10 protein-coding genes are annotated in these 14,550 nt (G+C 69.1%); 7 read left to right on the top strand and 3 right to left on the bottom strand.

Translation table 11 applies throughout. The features are described from left to right. Positions 1–19: 19 nt before the first annotated feature. Complete coding sequence (locus ACWGR4_RS22570; RefSeq protein ID WP_379997688.1) at positions 20–436, bottom strand: DUF7144 family membrane protein; 417 nt, start codon at positions 434–436, stop codon at positions 20–22. A gap of 566 nt (positions 437–1,002) precedes the next feature. Between ACWGR4_RS22570 and ACWGR4_RS22565 the strand changes: the two genes are divergently transcribed. Both ACWGR4_RS22565 and ACWGR4_RS22560 read left to right on the top strand, forming a co-directional pair. Beyond that, entirely contained in the window at positions 1,003–1,191 is a 189-nt protein-coding gene (locus ACWGR4_RS22565; protein WP_452128447.1) for a hypothetical protein, read from the top strand. 100 nt (positions 1,192–1,291) lie between these two features. Beyond that, positions 1,292–1,894 (top strand): AAA family ATPase, encoded by a 603-nt coding sequence (locus ACWGR4_RS22560; protein ID WP_452128446.1) that lies wholly within the window; start codon positions 1,292–1,294, stop codon positions 1,892–1,894. Between the two features lie 135 nt (positions 1,895–2,029). On the opposite strand, the gene ACWGR4_RS22555 is transcribed toward ACWGR4_RS22560, so the two are convergent. Beyond that, on the bottom strand, positions 2,030–2,227 hold the full coding sequence (locus ACWGR4_RS22555; RefSeq protein ID WP_452128445.1) for an STAS domain-containing protein: 198 nt from the start codon (positions 2,225–2,227) through the stop codon (positions 2,030–2,032). A 194-nt stretch (positions 2,228–2,421) separates the two neighbouring features. Next, entirely contained in the window at positions 2,422–2,883 is a 462-nt protein-coding gene (locus tag ACWGR4_RS22550) for a DUF5709 domain-containing protein (RefSeq protein WP_452128444.1), read from the bottom strand. Positions 2,884–3,308: 425 nt separating this feature from the next. On the opposite strand from ACWGR4_RS22550, the gene ACWGR4_RS22545 reads away from it, so the two are divergent. The 5 genes from ACWGR4_RS22545 to ACWGR4_RS22525 all read left to right on the top strand — a co-directional run bounded on the left by ACWGR4_RS22545 (position 3,309) and on the right by ACWGR4_RS22525 (position 14,549). Then, entirely contained in the window at positions 3,309–3,479 is a 171-nt protein-coding gene (locus ACWGR4_RS22545) for a hydrophobic protein (protein WP_379997680.1), read from the top strand. A 221-nt stretch (positions 3,480–3,700) separates the two neighbouring features. Next, a complete protein-coding gene (locus tag ACWGR4_RS22540) occupies positions 3,701–3,898 on the top strand; it encodes a hypothetical protein (RefSeq protein ID WP_452128443.1) in 198 nt (65 codons plus the stop codon). Continuing rightward, on the top strand, positions 3,898–4,497 hold the full coding sequence (locus tag ACWGR4_RS22535; protein ID WP_452128442.1) for a cytochrome P450: 600 nt from the start codon (positions 3,898–3,900) through the stop codon (positions 4,495–4,497). Before ACWGR4_RS22540 ends, ACWGR4_RS22535 begins: the two co-directional genes overlap by 1 nt. 179 nt (positions 4,498–4,676) lie before the next feature. Beyond that, complete coding sequence (locus ACWGR4_RS22530) at positions 4,677–5,858, top strand: zinc-dependent alcohol dehydrogenase (RefSeq protein ID WP_452128472.1); 1,182 nt, start codon at positions 4,677–4,679, stop codon at positions 5,856–5,858. 954 nt (positions 5,859–6,812) lie between these two features. Beyond that, on the top strand, positions 6,813–14,549 hold the full coding sequence (locus ACWGR4_RS22525) for an amino acid adenylation domain-containing protein (protein WP_452128441.1): 7,737 nt from the start codon (positions 6,813–6,815) through the stop codon (positions 14,547–14,549). Position 14,550: the final 1 nt, after the last annotated feature.

Raw genomic sequence — 14,550 nt, 5'->3', positions numbered from 1 at the left:
CTCGGCGTCGCCACGAACGTCAATACCGATCCCTGGCCGGTCCCGTGCACAGTGCCCAGATGACGGCGATGTCGATGGCGATGAGGATCGTCGACCACAGCGGATAGTGCGGCAGCCAGGTGAAGTTGGCGAGCATGCTCAGCCCCGCCAGCAACACGCCCAGCATGCGCGCCCAGAGCGCATTGGCGAACAACGCGAGGCCGGCGAGAGCGACCACGATCCCGAGGATCAGGTGGATCCAGCCCCAACCCGCGACGCTGAAGCCGAACGTGTAGTTGTGGGTCCTGAGGATGACGTCGTCTTTCGCGATGGCGGCGATCCCCTGGAATACCGCCAACACCCCGCCGACGATCATCATGACCGCTGCGAACACCGTCCATCCGCTTGCGGCGGTGGATGGTGGGTTGTGATGTCGCGTGCTTGTGTGATTGGTCATCGCTGATCATCCTTTCGGGCGCCGACACAGGCGTGTGCCCGGGGCGTCGGCGTCGGCCATGTCCATCGGCGTGCGGCTTTCGCCGCTTCGCGTCGGCGCTCCGAACGAACAACGGCTTTCGAGGCGTCGCCCGTTTCCGGCACCGTGGCGCCCTGAAACGCGGCCGTGTCCGCGTGTGCCGCGACGCAAACCGTCGCATTCCGTGCTCACCGCGCCGGCCGGCGCGATGAGTTCCTTGGGCTCGTGCTCACCGGGGTCTCCTGTCTTTCCGCCCCGTTTCCACCGTCTCTCTCGCGTACGAAAGGCGCCACCGGATCGTTGCCGCCACAGACGCACAAGCGCCGACGCGGCCGGTTTCCCCATCTCGACCCGTGGCCACTGGTGTGCCTGTCACCGTCGCGGCCGGGGGTGTGGTCGTCGGGACGGGGAGTGCGGTGAGGGCGGTGATCTCGGGTCGGTCACGAGCGGCGCCGAACGAACCCGACACCGGCAGATCGCCGGCTACCGGCCCGACGCTTTCGGGTACGCCCGGGTCGGGACTCTCCAACGCCGACGGAGTCGCCGTCGTGGTCACGACGACCAGGGCGGTCGCCGCCGGGCGGATCGACACGGGCACGCTGCCGTGGCAACAGGCCGAGAACGAGATCCGCCTGGAACCGGTCGACCATGCCGTGGCCTTCACCGGCGCCGTTTACGTCATCCTCATCCTCATTCTCATCCTCATCCGACCGAACCGAGCTCGACTCCGTCGGTAATGTTCTTGGACGCGAGTTCGGCTGCGTTCATCACCTTCGGGCTCACCGAGAACCCCTGTCCGCCTGCTGATCGACAACCGATACGAATGGGCGGCCCACGATGCCGACTTGCGAGAACGCGATGACCTCACCGAGCCTGGCCGTCGTGAGCGGCGGCCCCGGCACCGGCAAGACCACCTTGGCCCACGCCCTCGCCCAGGAACTCGGGTGCCCCGCGATCATCCGAGACGAGATCAAGCAGGGCCTGGTCATGTCCACCCCCGGCCACCGGAGCGGCGGCGACGATCCGCTCAACCGCCCGACGCTGGACGCGTTCTTCGGCGTACTGAAGGTGCTCCTCCGAGCCGGAGTGACGACCGTCGCCGAGGCCGCCTTCCAGGACCGACTCTGGCGCCCGAACCTGGAGCCGTTGACCAACGTCGCCCACATCCGCGTCATCCGCTGCGTCACGCCTGCCGCGATCGCGCACGATCGCATCGTCCGGCGCGTCGAGGAGAACGCACACCGAGCCGCGCACGGCGACCGGGACCTGCTCGACGCGATCGCGGCCGGAGAGCACTCCCTGGAGTCCTTCGTACCCATCTCGCTCGACGTTCCCACGCTCACGGTGGACACCTCCAACGGCTACACCCCGGCCATCCCGGACATCGCCGCCTTCGTACGGGCAACCGCTCCGAACGGGGACCCCCACCGGCACGGATAGCCCGTCCGCCGCGCGAGCAGCACGATCACACCCCGCTCGCCCCTGAGCCCTCGTGTGTCGGCAGCCTCATCCCGAACTCGTCCCGACGAAGACCGCACACGGCATCGGCGGCAGCACCGACTACCGCGCGACGTTTCAGTGCGCGATATACGCCTCGTAGCACGCCGCTCTGGTATTCGGTCGCAGGGCGAACAGGTTGCGCGTGCCGGTGAGGTCGAGCACGAATTGCACCCGCTCACTGACGCCGTGCAATTCCAGCGTTTCGCCTTCGGTGCCTGCGCGTTCACGCAGTTTGAGGAGGAGGTTGAGGCCGGTGGAGTCCACGGGGTGCATGGCTGATCCTCCGTTCCGGGGATCGGAACCTCCCGCCGCCCCGGCCCGGGATCTGGGGGGGGCGGGCGCGCGGCCGTGGAGGCCGCTCCTGCACGCAGGCATGCTTGCCGCCACCTGACCCACGTCGTCCACAGCTTCCGCCATCGTCGGCGCGCCTGAAACCCGCACGGACGGGCATGCGCCTTGCGGGCGGGCTACGCCTCGTCCGGGTCGTCCGGGACGGTGTGCACGGCCGCCTCTTCCGCCGAGGCCGCACCGCCGTCGATTCCCACGTCCTCGGCGAGGGCGACGTGGTCCCGATTCGGGTTGCCGTCCTGCGTGAGACGACCCGTTCGTGGCCCTCCGGCTTGGCCGTCGACGACCTCCCCGGTGGCACCCGGCAGGTCGCCGATGCCGTCGCCGGGCTCCGGCTCGACGTCCGGCCGTTCCCGGGTCAGCCGCCGATCCAACGATTCACCCGTCGTCTGCTCCCGGGTTGTCGTACCGAACTCTTCGACGCCGAAGGGTCGTTCCGGCGGCGAGTAGCCCGCATCCAAGAGTTCGTCGAGGTCGGGTTCGTCGACCGCGTTCTCCAGATCGAGTTCGTCATCGGGACCGTTGTCGATATCGGCGTTGGCCGGCTGGTACACGTCGTCGCCGCGGATATCGTCCGACATGCGGGGCTCCTTTCCGGACGGTGTTCGTTCGAGTTCCCGGAGCGACCGAGCGACCGAGCGATCTTCGGGGCCGATTCCCTGCTTCACCGCCGAGTGGCTCTCGGCCTGCCGTCACCGATCACGAATGCATATCGTCCCGGGGGATGGCGCGACTTTTCCTTTTGCACGGCGGCGTCACGCCGGTTGCCTACCCACAGAGCCGCTGGTCACACGCGAGGGACTGCCCGGTGGTTTGCCGCTGCGGATGGCGAGCACACGCTTGACCGGCATTCAGTCGAAAGCCCGAGTCTCAACAGAGGCTGTATCGAACATCCGGGCCACCCACAGGAAGCTGGAATGAACAAGACGGGCACGGCGGAATAGCAACGGTTCATACAGGAATGCTTTCGGGGCTCCCGGGCACGCGCCACATGGAGGTACAAACCATGATTCCCCTTCTGATCGTTCTGCTCCTGGCTTTGATCCTCTTCGGCGCGGGATTCGCGCTCAAGGTGCTGTGGTGGGTCGCGATCGCCGTCCTGGTCGTGTGGCTCCTTGGCTTCGTCTTCCGCTCCGCCGGCACGGGCGGTGGTCGGGGCCGCTGGTACCGCTGGTAGCGCGCTTCGGCCGTACGTGAACCCGTTCGGCGTCGGTCGAGGGTGACGTGGACTGGGCGATGCCCGATGGGGACCACGGTCTACCTGCCGCGCCGACCGCATCGGGGTGTCGCCGCTCCGTCCGTGGCGACGCGCGGGTGGGCGCGGAATCGTGTCGGTCGCGCGCCGTGCCCCGCCGGCATGTCGGAGCGGTTCGTGGGAAGCGGCATCCCATGAGGATCATGACTGCGGTACGTCGCCCGGAGCAGGCTCGGAGCCTGGACCGTCCTGCGGCGTGGATGCGCACGGCGGTGGGTCGACTGCCGCAGGGCACCGTCCGGGACACGTTGCACGGGGTGCCCTTGGGGCACCCCGTGCACCCGCTGCTCGTACAGGTGCCGATCGGCACCTGGCTTTCCGCCTGTACTCCGCCTCCCTGATGACCCGGCTCCGCAAGCGGCGGCTCTGCGACCGGACGTCGGCGCCCCATTGGCTGTTCGCCTACGACGCGGCGGCGATCGCGGCCTTCAACACGCTGACCCTGCTCGCCGCGCATCCCGAGCACGCCGAGCGGGCCCGCGACGACCAGGCTTTCCGGGACGTGGAGGACCCGGCCGGTATCGCCGAGGCGAGCCACCTGCGCGCCTGCGTCCTGGAGTCCCTGCGCCTGTGGCCGACCACGCTGGTGATCCTGCGTGACGCCACCCGCCGGGACCCGTTGGCCCCCGTGGGCGCCGCCGTCGCCGTGGTCAGCTCCTTCTTCCACCGCGACGCGCGGACACTGGACTTCGCCGACCGCTTCGCCCCGGACGTGTGGCTCGACGGTCGCGCGGACCCCGCCCGAGGCATCGTGCCCTTCAGCGCCGGACCCGCCGCCTGCCCCGGACGCAACCTGGTGCTGTTCACCGTGACCGCGCTGCTGGACACGGTGCTGCGCCGCACCACGAACCTCGATCTCGCCGTCCCCGGCCTCCTCGACCCCGGCCGACCCTTGCCGCATACCTGGAACCACACGGCGGCGCGACTGCTCACGGCGTGAGGACCACCCCCACATCCACTCGGTCCAACCCTTCGGTGTTTGATCGCGCGTCGACCGGTCAGCCGGAGGGGTAGGGACGTCCCCCGTTCCCGACCGGCCACGGTCGTGGCCTCCCGGCGCACGGCGGCTCCGCCGGGGCCGGCCGGCGCATCGAGCAGTCGCTTCTGGAGATGATCACGATGAAGGCACTCACCTGGCACGGCAGGCGCGACGTACGCGTGGACACCGTCCCGGACCCGACGCTGAAGGATCCGGACGATGTGATCGTCAAGGTCACCTCCTCCGGGATCTGCGGCTCGGACCTGCACCTCTACGAGGTCCTCGGCCCGTTCCTGAGCGAGGGCGACATCCTGGGCCACGAACCGATGGGCGTCGTCGAGGAGGTCGGTGCCGAGGTCACCCACGTACGACCCGGCGATCGAGTGGTGATCCCGTTCAACGTCTCGTGCGGGGTGTGCTACATGTGCGCAGAGGGCTTGCACTCGCAATGCGAGACCTCGCGAGTGCGTGAACAGGGCATGGGCGGGGCGCTGTTCGGCTACACCAAGCTCTACGGACAGGTCCCCGGCGGCCAGGCCGAGTATCTGCGGGTCCCCTTCGGCAACAAACTGCCGATCAAAGTCGCCCAGGGCCCGCCGGACGACCGCTACGTCTACCTCTCGGACGTGCTGCCGACCGCGTGGCAGGCGGTCGAGTACGCCGCCGTGCCCCGCGGCGGCACCGTCGCCGTGCTCGGACTGGGCCCCATCGGCGACATGGCGTGTCGCATCGCGCTGCATCGGGGCGCGGAACGGGTGTTCGGCGTCGACCTGGTGCCCGAGCGCGTGGCCCGGGCCCGGGAGCGCGGCGTCGAGGCGTTCGACCTCACGGCCCAACACGACATCTCCGACACGATCCGCGACCTCACCGACGGCCGCGGCCCGGACGCGGTGATCGACGCGGTCGGCATGGAGGCGCACGGCGCACCGGTGGGCAAACTCGCCCAGCAGATCACGGGCCTGCTGCCGGACACGATCGCCGAGAAGATGATGCGCAAGGCGGGCGTGGACCGACTCGGTGCCCTGTACACCGCGATCGACATGGTCCGCCGCGGCGGCACCATCTCGCTCGCCGGCGTGTACGGCGGGATGGCCGACCCCCTCCCGCTGCTCACCATGTTCGACAAGCAGCTCCAACTGCGCATGGGCCAGGCCAACGTCCACCGATGGGTGCCCGAGATCCTGCCGCTGCTGGAGGACGACGACCCGCTGGGCACCGAGGACTTCGCCACCCACCGCATCCCGCTCGCCGAAGCGCCGCAGGCGTACGAACGGTTCCAGAAGAAGCAGGACGGCACGATCAAGGTCCTACTGCACCCCTGACCCACCGGCTGCCTGACCGCGATGCGGTGCGACGTGTACGCCCAGGCAGTGGAGGCGGCTGCGGCACGAGCCGGAGAAGGCGGCACATCCACTGACCGATGATCGTCAAGGCTCGGAAACGAAGGGCGAGTTCGCCGTCTGCCGCGATCCGCACGCTCCGGTGCCCCCGCGCACGACGGATGGTGGGTCATGACCGCCCGCGTGGTCATCCCGGACAGGTCGGCGACGGAACGCCGTTCCGGCACGTGCCGGCGGTCGTCCGTGTCCTGCGGATGGTCGCCAAACAGAGCTGTCCGGACCAGACGCTGACATATCCCTGGCCGTGTCACAGGCGTGACAGATCGGTGTCAGACGGCGTGAGGACAGTGACGTCATGACATGTTCGGCACTTGCAGTTTGTGGGCTGGGCAGGACATATGGCGGCAAAGTCGTGCCCGACGGCATCGGCTTCGAGGACGTTGCGGGATCGGTTTTCTCGATGCTCGGCCCGGATGGGGCGAGGGCGACACCTGTCACCGCGACGCGATCCAGGTGATCGCGGCCCGGTTCGTTTGGGTGCTTGAGCAAGTGTTCGTCGACTCGACGGCGCCGATCGGCGCCCTCGAAGTGCCGGCGCCCGACCGAGCCGACGTGGCGGAAGAGGGTGGCCGGCGCGGACTTCGTACCGTCCCGGCGGAGGCGTTCCCGGTTGCGCCGGCCCGACGGACCGCGGAGCGGTCCGTCGCGTGACCTCACGGCGCGCCGTGAGCCCGTTCCACCACTACGGCGATCCCGTGTGGTGGAACCGGGACGGCGGGGTCGATGACATGGTGCGGTCCGAATTTCGGATCGAGGTCTACGAGCTCCGCGTCGAGCTCGGTGATCCGACCGATGCACAGTCGGCGGTTCGGCTCGGGGAGCCGCCGCGTACCACCACCCCTCGCTGCGCCCCACGACCACATAGGAGAAGCGTCGATGATCCCGTTGTCCTTCGCCCAGCGGCGCCTGTGGTTCCTGCACCGGCTGGAAGGCCCCTCTGCGACCTACAACATTCCGTTCGTGCTACGCCTGGAAGGGCCACTGGACACGGCGGCCCTGGCCGTCGCGGTGACGGACGTGGTCACCCGGCACGAGAGCCTGCGCACCCTGGTCGTCGAGAACGAGGACGGCACGCCGGAGCAGCGGATCCTGCCGGCGCAGGAGGCGACCGTGCCGTTCCGGGTGGTTGACACGGCTGCGGAAGCGGTGGACGCCGCGACGCGTGAGAACGTGTGTGAGGGATTCGACCTGGGCACGGAACTCCCGCTGCGAACCACCGTTTTCCGGGTCCGCCCGCAGGAGCACGTGCTGGTGTTCGTGTTCCACCACATAGCCGCGGACGGAGCGTCGATGGCGCCGTTCCTGCGGGATCTGCTGGCGGCGTACGCGGCGCGTCGCCAGGGAAGACCGCCGGGGTGGACGCCGCTCGTGGTGCAGTACAAGGACTACACGCTGTGGCAGCGACAGCTGTTGGGCGACGAAGGGGACCCGGAGAGTATCACCGCGGTGCAACTGGATCACTGGCGAGAGGAATTGTCCGGTGCACCGCAGCCGGTGCAATTGCCGCTGGACCGGCCGCGTCCGACGTCGGCCGCGCACTGCGGCGGTCATGTCGACTTCCAGCTGGAGCCGGAACTGCTCGCGCGGATCGGGAAGCTGGCCGCGGATAACGGCGCCACGGCGCCGATGCTCGCCCAGGCCGCGCTGGCGGTGCTCCTGCATCACCTGGGCGCCGGCAACGACCTGACCATCGGCAGTCCGATCGAGGGACGTGCCGATGAACAACTCGACGAGCTGATCGGGTTCTTCGCCAACACCTGGGTGTTGCGCGCCGACCTGTCCGAGAACCCGTCCTTCCGCGACTTGTTGGCGCAGGTGCGCGAGAGGGCTCTTGCCGCGTACGACAACCAGGACGTTCCCTTCGAGCGGCTGGTGGAACTGCTCGCTCCGGGCCGCACTACCTCGTACCAACCGCTGTTCCAGGTGATGCTGGCCTGGCAGTCCGCGTGGTCCGAGATCGACATGCCGGGACTGCGGGTCACCCCGCTTCCGGTGAGCACCGGGACCGCCAAGTTCGACCTGTTCTTCAACATCGTCCCGAACCCGTCCAAAGGCGCGTACGCGCGGTTGGAGTACGCGACGGAACTATTCGAGCACTCTACGGCCGAGAGTTTCGTCGACCGCTATCTTCGCGTGTTGCGGCAGGTGGTCGCCGATCCGGGGAAGCGTCTCGGCGGAGTGGACGTGCTCACCGACGCCGAACGGGTTCGGCTGACACGGCTGAACGAGACGACCGTACCGGTGCGAGAGGCGACGGTGGCGGAACTCGTCACCGCTCAAGTGATACGGACACCGGACGCGACAGCGGTCGTCTGTGGGCAAACCACGTTGTCGTATCGGGAGTTGAACGCTCGCGCAGACCGATTGGCCGCGGTGTTGCACGCGCATGGTGTGCGGCCGGATGCGCTGGTAGCCGTGGCGTTGCCACGATCCGCGGACCTGGTGGTCGCGCTGCTGGGCGTGCTCAAGGCGGGCGGTGCGTACCTGCCGATCGATCCCGGGTACCCGGCGGCACGAGTCGATCTCCTGCTCGACGCGGCCGATCCGGCTCTGCTGCTGACCGATTACGAAACGGCCGCCGTGGCCAAGCGCCGAGCACCGGTGCTCCACCTGGACGACCTGAACCTCGACGGACCCGTGCCGCCGGCCCCGGATGTCCGTATCGGCGCGGACAATCCGGCCTATGTGATGTTCACGTCCGGATCGACCGGGACTCCCAAAGGCGTTGCCGTCACCCACGCCTGCGTGGTCAACGGTGTGCGGGATCTGCGGCGGATCACGCACGTCGGGCCGGGCTCGCGGATGCTCGCCGCGACCTCGGTGAACTTCGACGTCTCCGTGTTCGAGATATTCACCGCGCTCTCCGCCGGCGCCTGCGTCGAAGTCGTCCGCGACGTGCTCGAACTCGCCGAACGCGACAGATGGGCGGGCAGCACCATCAGTGCCGTGCCCGCGGTGTTCTCAGCCCTCCTCGATCAGATCGCCACCGAGGATCCGGGCAGTCTTCGACTCGACGTGGAAACCATCGTGTTCGCCGGTGAAGCGCTCTCGGCCGATCTCGTGCGCAGGGTCCACCACAGGTTCCCCGATGTCCGTGTCGTCAACGCGTACGGGCAGACCGAAAGCTTCTATGCCTCCACCTTCACGCTTCCACAGCAGTGGGCCGGAACCGGAGCGATACCGGTCGGACAGCCGCTCGCCAACATGCGTGCCTACATTCTGGGACCGGAGCTGACGCCGGTTTCGCCCGGTGTGGTCGGCGAACTGTACGTCGCCGGATTGCTTGCCCGTGGATATCACCGAAGCGGCGGGGCGACCGCGGAGCGATTCGTCGCCTGCCCGTTCGGTCCGGCCGGTGCACGTATGTACCGAACCGGTGACCTGGCCCGCTGGGACCACAAGGGCCGACTGAATTACGCGGGACGCGCCGACACCCAAATAAAGGTCAACGGCATTCGTGTCGAGCCGACCGAGATCGAGACGGTCCTCGCTCGGCATCCCGCGATCGGCCAGGCCGCGGTCACGGCATGCGTGGACCCCGCCGGCAACACGCGGCTCGTCGGCTACGTGGTGCCGGCGGATGCAGGAAGCGACGCTGCCGACGCGCGCCCCGGCGTTTTCGTGACGGATCTGCGGCGGTTCGCGGCCAAGCGGTTGCCGGACTACATGGTGCCCGCCTTGCTCGTGGTGCTGGAGCGTCTGCCGTTGACCGCGACCGGAAAGCTGGATCGGGCCGCACTGCCCGAGCCGGAGTTCTCCGGCGCCGGCTACCGAGCACCGCGCAGTGCCGCGGAACGGGTGTTGGCCGAGGTGTACGCCGACGTGCTCGACGCCCGACAGGTCGGCATCGACGACGACTTCTTCACCGGCGGCGGGGACAGCATCCGCTCCATCCAGGTCGTCGCGCGGGCCAAGAAGCGCGGCATCGTGGTCGGCACACGGGACATCTTCGAGCACCGCACCGTCGCCCGGCTCGCGGAACTGGTCGAGGGACGGGGAGAAGAGCCACGCGTGACGTTGGCCGAGCTGCCGGGTGGCGGCATCGGCTGGGCTCCGCTGCCGCCGACCGCCGCGCACGTTCTCGCGCCTGGTGGTGGTATCGGCCGGTTCTGCATGTCCGCGATGCTGACCCTGCCCGAGGGCATCGACCGTGCGGAACTGGTCGCGACTGTGCAGGCCGTGCTGGACGGGCACGACGTGTTGCGTTCCCGACTGGTTCGGGCGCAGTCGGGCCTGTGGATCGGACCGCCCGGTAGCGTGCATGCGGGCGCACTGGTGCGGGAAGCCCCCTACGACGACACCGGTGTGCTCGCCGAGTTGGACGCGGCGGCGGGGCGGTTGGATCCGGACGCGGGTGTGATGGCGCAGTTCGTGTGGCTCACCTCCTCGGGCGCGGGTCGGTTGTTGATCGTGCTACACCACCTGGTCGTCGACGGGGTGTCCTGGCGGATCCTGCTCCCGGACCTGATCTCCGCCTGGCAACAGGTCCGGGACGGCCACGGCACGGTACGGGCCGAGGCGGGTACTTCGTTGCGCCGGTGGGCGCATGCTCTGGTCGAGGAGGCGGTCAAACCGCGACGGGCGGCGGAACTGCCGCTGTGGCAGCGGATGTTGTGTGGAGACGAGCCGGTACTTGGAGCGCGGACGTTGGACCCGGTGCGCGATGTCGCTGCCACCGCGGACACCGTGCGCGTTCGGGTGCCGGCGGATATCACGCAAACCGTGTTGAACACGGTGCCCTCGGTCTTCCGGGGCAGTGCGGACGACGCTTTGCTGGCGGCGTTGGCGTTGGCGTTGGCACGTTTCCGAAAGACGCGCGGCGTGACGGGGTCCTCGGTTCTGGTCCGGTTGGAGGGGCACGGTCGGGAGGAGCAGGTGGTACCCGGGGCGGATCTGTCGGGCACGATCGGGTGGTTCACCGCGATGTTCCCGGTGCGGCTGGATCTGGCGGGCGTCGACGTGGCCGACGCGTTCGCCGGTGGCCCGGCCGCGGGACGGGCGATCAAGGCGGTCAAGGAGCAGGTGCGGGCCGTTCCGGACAGCGGGATCGGTTTCGGTCTGCTGCGCCGGCTGAATCCGGAGACCGCCGCCGTACTGGCCGCCGAGCGGGAACCGCAGATCGGCTTCAACTACCTCGGCCGGACCACCGGCGCGGACATTCCCGCGGAACTGCGGGACCTGGGCTGGGCACCGGATACCACCGTGCAGGACCTGATTGCCGTTCCGGACGCGGACATGCCGGTGTTGTCGGCGCTGGAGATCAACGCGGTGGCCGTCAACACCCTCGGCGGTGAGGAGTTGACCGCGTGGTTCACCTTCCCGACCGGTGTGCTCTCCCGCGAGGAGGTGACCGAACTGGCCGGGCTGTGGGTCGAGGCACTGACCGCACTGGCTCGGCACGCGGTCTCACCCGACGCCGGCGGACTGACACCGACGGACGCGCCGCTGGTCGAGGTCGGCCAGGAGGAGATCGACACCTGGGAGACCCGGTTCGGCAAGCTCACCCAGGTATGGCCGGTGACCCCGGTGCAGTCCGGCATGTTGTTCCACACGATGCTGGCCGGACCCTCGTTCGACGCCTATCACATGCAACTGGCGTTCCACCTGTCCGGCGCGGTCGACCCGGAGCGCATGCGCCGGGCCGGGCAGGCGCTGTTGGGGCGTTACGCCGGCCTCCGTGCGGCGTTCGTCAACCGGGCGGCCGGCGATGTGGTGCAGGTGGTGCCGGAGACGGTGTCCCTGCCGTGGCAGTACCTCGATCTGACCGGGCGCGGCGAGGAGGAGCGCACCGAGGCGTTCGAGCGGTTCCTCGCCCAGGACCGGGCCACGCACTTCGACGTGGGCACGGCACCGCTGATCCGGTTCGCGTTCGTCGCTCTCGAGTCCGGCGGGGCCGAACTCGTGCTGACCGCTCACCACGTGTTGCTCGACGGCTGGTCCACACCGTTGCTGATGCGGGACCTGCTGCTGCTCTACGCATCCGACGGCGACCCGGCCGGGTTGCCCGGGATCCGCGATTTCGGCGAGTTCCTGGCCTGGCGCGCCCGGCAGGACGACGAGGAGTCGGCACGGGTGTGGGGTGTCGAACTCGAGGGGTTCGAGGAGCCGACCCTGCTTGCTCCCGGCTCCGAAGGTGTGGGTGCGCGGGGCGTCGACCAGGTCGACGTCGTACTGCCGCTCGACGAGGCGCGCGAACTGGTCAGGCGCGCGGCCGAGTCGGGCGTCACCGTCAACACGCTGGTCCAGGGTGCCTGGGGGCTGTTGTTGGCTCAGCTCACCGGCCGCCGGGACGTGGTGTTCGGTGCCACCGTCTCGGGACGTCCGGCCGAGATGACGGGCGTCGAGTCGATGGTGGGGATGTTCATCAACACCCTGCCGGTACGGTTGGAGTACGCACCCGGCGACACCCTCTCCGAGATCCTCACTCGGCTGCAGAGCCGGCAGACCGCCCTTCAGGAGCACCACCACTACGGGCTCACGGAGATCCAGCAGACCGTCGGCCTGCAGACCCTCTTCGACACGCTGGTCGTCTTCGAGTCCTACCCGATCGACCGGGATGGCCTGGACGCCGCCACCGAGGCCGCGGACGGCATCGCCTTCACCGGCCTGCGCCCGTCCACGGCGACCAACTATCCGCTGACCCTGATGGCGGCCGTCGACCCGCACCTCCGGCTCACCCTTCAGTTCTCGCTGGGCGTCTTCGACCGGGACGCGGTGGAACTCTGCGCGGCCCGCCTCGTCCGCGTCCTGCGGCAGTTGGCGGCCACCCCCGAGCTGAAGGTCGCACGAGTCGACATCCTGGAGTCGGCGGAACGCGACCGATTGCTCACGGAGTTCAACCACACGGCGGTCCCCACGCCGGACGTGACGATCGCCGGGCTCGTCGAGGCGCAGGTGGTGCGGACTCCGGTCGAGGTCGCCGTGGTCGCCGGGGGCAAGTCGCTGACGTACCGCGAGATGAACGCCCGGGCCGACCGGCTGGCACGCGAACTGGTCCGCCGCGGCGTGGCCCCGGAGTCGGTGGTGGCGGTGTCGCTGCCCCGGTCGGCCGACCTGGTGATCGCCCTGTTGGCGGTGCTGAAGGCGGGCGGCGCGTACCTGCCGGTCGACCCCAGATACCCCGGCCACCGCCTCGCGGCAATCTTCGAGGAGGCACGGCCGCATCTGGTCTTGGCCCATTCCACGACGGTCGCGGTGCTGCCCGAGCACGACGCCCCGGATGTCCTCGTCGACGAGCTCGACCTGTCCGGACCCGACACTGGCCTCCAACTGCCGATCCACGCAGAGCAGTTGGCGTATGTAATGTACACCTCCGGCTCCACGGGCAAGCCCAAAGGCGTGGCCATCACCCATGCGAACGTGGTCAACGGGGTATTGCGCCTGGCCCCCCGCGTGGGCATGGAGCCGGGCAAGCGGCTCCTGGCGGGCACGTCGATCAACTTCGACGTCTCGGCGTTCGAGATCTTCACGACCCTCGCGAGCGGCGGCATCGTCGAAGTCGTCGAGGACGTGATGGCCCTGAGCGACCGGAAGGGTTGGAGCGGCAGCGTGATCTCCACCGTGCCGTCCGCCTTCGCCGGACTCTTCGACGAGATCTCCGGCCGCACCGCCGTGGAGACGGTCGTCTTCGCCGGCGAGGCGCTGCCCTCGTCCCTCGTCGAGCGGACACGGCGGGCCTTCCCGGGTGTACGGGTCGTCAACGCCTACGGGCAGAGCGAGTCGTTCTACGCCACCACCTACACCGTCTCCGGCGACAAGCAGGACTGGACGGGCAGCGCGCCCATCGGCATGCCGCTGGGGAACATGCGGACCTACCTTCTCGGTCCCGGCCTGGCTCCGGTGCCGCCGGGCGCGGTCGGCGAGTTGTACGTCGGTGGGAACGTGGGTCGCGGCTATTACGACCGCGGCGCGCCGACCGCCGAGCGTTTCGTCGCGGACCCGTTCGGTCCGTCCGGGTCGCGGATGTATCGCACCGGGGACCTGGCCCGCTGGAACGGCGAGGGGCAACTGGAGTACGTGGGCCGCGGGGACGCGCAGGTCAAGGTGCGCGGCTTCCGGATCGAACCCGCCGAGATCGAGGCCGCGCTTGCCGCGCACCCCGACGTTGCGCAGGTCGCCGTCATCGTCCGGGGGACCGGCATTGCCAGGCGACTCGTTGCGTACGTGGTGCCGTCGGGTGGGATCGCCGTCGAGGAGATCCGCCGGTTCGCGGCCGAGCAACTGCCCGAGTTCATGGTACCGGCCGCGTTCGTCCTCCTGGATCGGCTGCCGCTGATGCCCAACGGCAAGCTGGACCGGACCGCGTTGCCCGAGCCGGAATACACCGGCACCGCCTACCGTGCGCCCCGCAACCCGCGGGAGGAGGCCATGACCAAGCTCTTCGCCGAGGTACTCGGCGTGGACTCGGTCGGCATCGACGACAGTTTCTTCGCGCTCGGCGGACATTCCCTGCTCGTCGTGCGGCTGATCAGCCGCGCCCGCGACGAAATGGGAATCGAGATTCCCATCCGCAAGATCTTCGACCTGCCGACGGTGGCCGCGCTCGCACCGTGGTCGGAGGAACCGACCCCTCACGGTCGTCCCCGACTGCGCAGGATGACCGTAGAGGAGTAAG

This window comes from Embleya sp. NPDC055664 (assembly GCF_053618075.1).
This window is presented reverse-complemented; position numbering and strand designations above follow the sequence as displayed.

Excerpts from the sequence above, each read along its gene's own strand:
- ACWGR4_RS22570 (WP_379997688.1), bottom strand. The coding sequence starts at position 436 with ATGACCAATCACACAAGCACGCGACATCACAACCCACCATCCACCGCC.
- ACWGR4_RS22560 (WP_452128446.1), top strand. The coding sequence starts at position 1,292 with ATGCCGACTTGCGAGAACGCGATGACCTCACCGAGCCTGGCCGTCGTG.
- ACWGR4_RS22555 (WP_452128445.1), bottom strand. The coding sequence starts at position 2,227 with ATGCACCCCGTGGACTCCACCGGCCTCAACCTCCTCCTCAAACTGCGT.
- ACWGR4_RS22550 (WP_452128444.1), bottom strand. The coding sequence starts at position 2,883 with ATGTCGGACGATATCCGCGGCGACGACGTGTACCAGCCGGCCAACGCC.
- ACWGR4_RS22545 (WP_379997680.1), top strand. The coding sequence starts at position 3,309 with ATGATTCCCCTTCTGATCGTTCTGCTCCTGGCTTTGATCCTCTTCGGC.
- ACWGR4_RS22540 (WP_452128443.1), top strand. The coding sequence starts at position 3,701 with ATGACTGCGGTACGTCGCCCGGAGCAGGCTCGGAGCCTGGACCGTCCT.
- ACWGR4_RS22535 (WP_452128442.1), top strand. The coding sequence starts at position 3,898 with ATGACCCGGCTCCGCAAGCGGCGGCTCTGCGACCGGACGTCGGCGCCC.
- ACWGR4_RS22530 (WP_452128472.1), top strand. The coding sequence starts at position 4,677 with ATGAAGGCACTCACCTGGCACGGCAGGCGCGACGTACGCGTGGACACC.
- ACWGR4_RS22525 (WP_452128441.1), top strand. The coding sequence starts at position 6,813 with ATGATCCCGTTGTCCTTCGCCCAGCGGCGCCTGTGGTTCCTGCACCGG.